The organism is Microcystis aeruginosa LEGE 91341 (assembly GCF_015206885.1).
GTDB lineage: Bacteria > Cyanobacteriota > Cyanobacteriia > Cyanobacteriales > Microcystaceae > Microcystis > Microcystis aeruginosa_H.
Window position 1 is genome coordinate 1 of the sequence record NZ_JADEXY010000200.1, and the last position, 5,183, is coordinate 5,183.

General features: G+C 51.3%; 4 protein-coding genes. 3 read left to right on the top strand and 1 reads right to left on the bottom strand.

Annotated features, from left to right (window positions below; genetic code table 11):
• Positions 1-112, bottom strand: a 112-nt coding sequence (locus IQ234_RS19695) for a GDP-mannose 4,6-dehydratase (RefSeq protein WP_193956833.1), incomplete at its 3' end; no start/stop codon positions are given.
• 308 nt (positions 113-420) lie between these two features.
• On the opposite strand from IQ234_RS19695, the gene rpsT reads away from it, so the two are divergent.
• The 3 genes from rpsT (at position 421) to rpoB (ending at position 5,087) form a co-directional block, all read left to right on the top strand.
• Positions 421-714 carry a 30S ribosomal protein S20 gene (gene rpsT / locus IQ234_RS19700; RefSeq protein WP_002737368.1) on the top strand — a complete coding sequence of 98 codons (294 nt, stop codon included), beginning with the start codon at positions 421-423 and terminating at the stop codon, positions 712-714.
• Positions 715-764: 50 nt separating this feature from the next.
• Positions 765-1,544 carry a TatD family hydrolase gene (locus IQ234_RS19705; protein WP_193958321.1) on the top strand — a complete coding sequence of 260 codons (780 nt, stop codon included), beginning with the start codon at positions 765-767 and terminating at the stop codon, positions 1,542-1,544.
• Between the two features lie 231 nt (positions 1,545-1,775).
• Positions 1,776-5,087, top strand: a complete 3,312-nt coding sequence (gene rpoB, locus IQ234_RS19710) for a DNA-directed RNA polymerase subunit beta (protein ID WP_110579480.1) — start codon at positions 1,776-1,778, stop codon at positions 5,085-5,087.
• Positions 5,088-5,183: the final 96 nt, after the last annotated feature.

The window sequence follows — 5,183 nt, forward strand, 5'->3', positions numbered from 1 at the left end:
TACGACGGATGATACCGTGGACTTCATAGCCTTTTTCTAATAATAATTCGCTCAGATAGGAACCATCTTGACCGGTGATGCCGGTAATTAGGGCGCGTTTAGCTTCAGTCATCAGTAATTTACCTAAAGAATAGAGACCAGGGCAGGGTCTGACTGCTTATAGCACACTTTAGCCCCTCAGGACAAGTTTGGCGATTAGTTATCGGCACAGTCAGGGCAAAACCGTCTGAACCTGAATTCGGGTGTGGCAGTCCCCTTAACCCTCAATCCTCCCCCATCTCTGGGAACCTCATCCTGAAAGTATCTTTGGGGTTGCCCCAATCTTGTCCAGAAAACTCTTGCAACAAATAGCACAAATCTGTTATTATGGTTTGTCTGTGTCCCGATCAACCATACCAGTATTGAGAACAAGAAACGACTGTGGCTAATACAAAGTCTGCACTCAAACGAGTCCAAATCTCCGAAAGAAATCGACTACGCAACAAAGCGTACAAGTCAGCCGTAAGAACCCTGATCAAAAAATGTCTTGTCGCTGTCTCGGCCTACGGAGCCAACCCCAGCCCAGAAGGGCTAGAAAGCGCCCAACAAGCTCTATCAGAAGCTTACAGTAAAATCGATAAAGCCGTCAAGCGCAACGTCTTGCACCGGAACAACGGCGCTAGAAAAAAAGCCGGTTTAGCCAAAGCTTTGCAAAAAGTTAGCCAAGCTTCCTAAGAAACAGGTAAGCTGTAATCAGGACAGACGCAACAAGCGCTCGGGGGTCGATGCAATTAATAGATACGCACGTTCATCTGAACTTTGACGTTTTGCAAGCCGACTTGCCCGCTATCTCCGAACGTTGGCGAAGTGTGGGAGTCGTTCATCTGGTTCACTCCTGTGTCGAACCAGAGGAATTTGCAGCGATTAAAGCCATTGCTGATCAATTTGAGGAAATTTCCTTCGCCGTCGGGTTACATCCCCTAGATGCCCAAAAATGGCGAGATAATAGTGCCGATCAGATCGAATCCCTAGCCCGATCTGATCGGCGCGTCGTGGCGATCGGGGAAATGGGTTTAGACTTCTATAAAGCGGATAATCAAGAGCAGCAAAAACAGGTATTTTGGACGCAATTAGAAATCGCCCATCGTCTCGATAAACCCGTGATTATCCATTGTCGAGATGCGGCCCCGGTCATGCGGGAGGAAATCAGCGCTTTTCGGCAACAAGTGGGCAAAATTGACGGCGTGATGCACTGCTGGACTGGCGATCCCGAAGAAACTCAATGGTTCCTAGATTTGGGTTTTTACATCAGCTTTAGCGGCATTGTCACCTTCAAAAACAGTAAAACCGTGCAAGCTGCCGCCCAAATCGTCCCCAGCGATCGCCTACTGATCGAAACCGATTGCCCCTTTCTCTCACCCAATCCCCACCGAGGTAAACCCTGTGAACCCTCCTTCGTCTTCCATGTGGCCGAAACCGTCGCCCGTCTGCGCGGCTATCCGGTCGAAACCCTAGCCGAACAAACCACCCACAACGCCCGCAACTTATTTCAACTCCCCAGTTAAAAAACATAGTTTATTAGCATAGAGCAGGGAATGGGGAGATGGGGAAATGGGGGAATTCAACTAAAACCCTAAAACCCCATCACCCTAAAACCCCATCACCCTAAAACCCCATCACCGTTCGGCGGTTCGGCTGAGCTCACCGTCGAAGCCTGAGCTCACGGCCGAAGCCCATCCCCTCACTGCTCACTGATATCCGACCGTCGCTATCGTGTCATCAGCCCTTGTAACCCTATGAACAATCTTACCTTTAATCTCTTACCCGACCTGATCGAAATCCAACACTCCAGTTTTCGGTGGTTTTTGGAAGAAGGACTAATCGAGGAACTGAACAGCTTTTCCCCCATCAGCGACTATACAGGTAAATTAGAACTACATTTCCTCGGCCAGGACTACAGACTCAAAGAACCGAAATACAACGTCGATGAGGCCAAGCGACGCGATAGCAGCTATTCTGTTCAGATGTACGTTCCCACCCGTTTAATCAACAAAGAAACGGGAGAAAACATCGAACAGGAAGTCTTTATCGGCGATTTACCCCTGATGACCGAACGGGGAACCTTTATCATTAACGGGGCTGAACGAGTCATCGTCAATCAGATCGTCCGTTCCCCCGGTGTTTACTACAAAGCCGAAATCGACAAAAACGGTCGCCGCACCTACTCCGCTTCCCTGATTCCCAACCGAGGAGCTTGGTTAAAATTTGAAACCGACAAAAACGGCCTAGTTTGGGTCAGAATCGACAAAACCCGCAAATTATCCGCCCAAGTTCTCCTGAAAGCGATCGGATTGAGCGATAACGAAATCTTTGACTCCCTACGCCATCCCGAGTTCTACCAAAAAACCCTCGACAAAGAAGGCAATCCCACCGAAGAAGAGGCCCTGCTCGACCTCTACCGCAAACTACGCCCCGGGGAGCCTCCCACCGTCACTGGCGGACAACAACTACTCGAATCGCGCTTTTTTGACAATAAACGCTACGATCTCGGTCGCGTTGGTCGTTATAAACTCAACAAAAAACTACGCCTCAACGTCCCCGATAACCAGCGCGTTCTTACCACCACCGACATTTTATCGGCGATCGACTACCTAATTAACCTCGAATTTGACATCGGCAACACCGACGACATCGACCACCTCGGCAACCGTCGCGTCCGTTCCGTGGGTGAACTGCTCCAAAACCAAGTGCGAGTCGGTTTAAACCGCTTAGAAAGAATCATTCGGGAACGGATGACCGTCAGCGAATCCCAAAACCTCACCCCCGCTTCCCTAGTCAACCCGAAACCCCTAGTAGCGGCAATTAAAGAATTCTTTGGTTCCTCGCAACTCTCCCAGTTCATGGATCAAACCAACCCCCTAGCGGAATTGACCCATAAACGCCGCATTTCTGCCCTTGGACCCGGCGGTCTCACCCGGGAACGGGCTGGTTTTGCCGTGCGCGACATTCACCCCTCCCACCACGGTCGCATCTGTCCCGTGGAAACCCCAGAAGGTCCCAACGCCGGTCTAATCGGTTCCCTAGCCACCTACGCTCGCGTCAACGACTACGGTTTTATTGAAACCCCCTGTTATGCGGTGGAAAATGGCCGAGTCCGCTACGATCTCCCCGTTAAATACCTCACCGCCGACGAAGAAGACGATCTCAGAGTCGCCCCGGGAGACGTGGCCACCGATGAAAATGGTTATATCCTCGGCGAAACTATCCCCGTGCGCTATCGGCAGGAATTCTCCACCACCTCCCCCGAACAAGTGGACTACGTTTGTGTTTCCCCCGTCCAAATTGTCTCGGTGGCCACTTCCCTGATTCCCTTCCTTGAACACGACGACGCTAACCGCGCCCTGATGGGGTCTAATATGCAGCGACAAGCGGTTCCCCTGCTGCGTCCCGAACGTCCCCTTGTGGGTACTGGATTGGAAGCACAGGCCGCTCGCGACTCCGGTATGGTCATCGTTTCGCGTACCAATGGGGTTGTTTCCCACGTCGATGCTAACCGGATTCGCATCAAAGTGGCGGATGAAGACAAAGAGATTTTTGGCAAGAGCGAGATCGAGTACGAAATTCAGAAATATCAACGCTCTAACCAAGATACCTGCCTAAATCAGCGTCCTTTAGTCTATCAAGGGGAACAAGTTGTGCCGGGGCAGATCCTCGCCGATGGTTCCGCCACCGAAGGAGGAGAAATCGCCCTCGGCCAGAATATTCTCGTCGCCTATATGCCCTGGGAAGGCTATAACTACGAAGACGCGATTTTAATCAGTGAAAGACTGGTGGCACAAGATGTCTATACCAGTATCCACATTGAAAAATACGAAATCGAAGCCCGTCAAACTAAACTCGGACCAGAGGAAATCACCAGGGAAATTCCCAACGTCGGTGAAGATGCCCTGCGAAACCTTGATGAACGCGGCATTATTCGCATCGGCGCTTGGGTAGAAGCCAGCGATATCCTCGTGGGGAAAGTTACCCCGAAAGGCGAATCAGACCAACCCCCCGAAGAAAAACTACTGCGGGCAATTTTCGGCGAAAAGGCCCGGGATGTACGGGATAACTCCCTACGCGTCCCCAACGGCGAAAAAGGCCGGGTAGTGGATGTGCGGGTATTTACTCGCGAACAGGGGGACGAATTACCCCCCGGGGCCAATATGGTAGTACGGGTTTACGTTGCCCAAAAACGCAAAATCCAAGTGGGCGATAAAATGGCGGGTCGTCACGGCAATAAAGGGATTATTTCTCGGATTCTGCCCCTGGAAGATATGCCCTACCTCCCCGATGGTCGCCCCGTCGATATTGTTCTCAATCCTCTAGGGGTTCCCAGTCGTATGAACGTCGGTCAGGTGTTTGAATGTTTACTGGGTTGGGCCGGCGAAAATCTGGGCGTGCGCTTTAAGATTACTCCCTTTGATGAAATGTATGGGGAAGAAGCCAGCCGTTTAACCGTCCACGGATTGCTCGAAAATGCCTCAAAAAAACCCAATCGCGATTGGGTGTTCAAGGAAGAACACGCAGGTAAAGTCACGGTTTACGATGGTCGCACCGGCGAACCCTTTGACCGTCCCGTTACCGTCGGTATGGCCTATATGTTAAAACTGGTTCACCTGGTTGATGATAAAATTCACGCCCGTTCTACCGGTCCCTACTCCTTGGTTACTCAGCAACCCCTGGGCGGTAAAGCTCAACAGGGGGGTCAACGCTTCGGAGAAATGGAAGTCTGGGCCCTGGAGGCCTACGGGGCAGCCTATACCTTGCAGGAATTGCTAACGGTGAAGTCCGATGATATGCAAGGACGGAATGAGGCTTTAAATGCGATCGTCAAAGGCAAGCCGATTCCCCGCCCGGGTACGCCAGAATCCTTTAAGGTTTTGATGCGAGAATTGCAATCCCTCGGCCTCGATATCGCCGTTCACAAGGTGGAAAATGCCCCCGATGGTACTTCCCGCGATGTGGAGGTGGATCTGATGGTCGATGTCGGCCGTCGCGCCCCCTCTCGCCCCACCTACGAATCCTTAAGCACAGAAGACCTTGAGGAAGAAGAATCGGAAGTGTAATTTCAGTGATCAGTGAGGGGTTAGGTGATGGGGAAATGGGGAAATGGGGAAATGGGGAAATGGGGAAATTCAACTAAAACCCCAACACCCTAAAAC

What these genes read in the sequence shown, in the direction of transcription:
- IQ234_RS19705 (WP_193958321.1), top strand. Translation starts at nt 765, where the DNA reads ATGCAATTAATAGATACGCACGTTCATCTGAACTTTGACGTTTTGCAA.
- rpoB (WP_110579480.1), top strand. Translation starts at nt 1,776, where the DNA reads ATGAACAATCTTACCTTTAATCTCTTACCCGACCTGATCGAAATCCAA.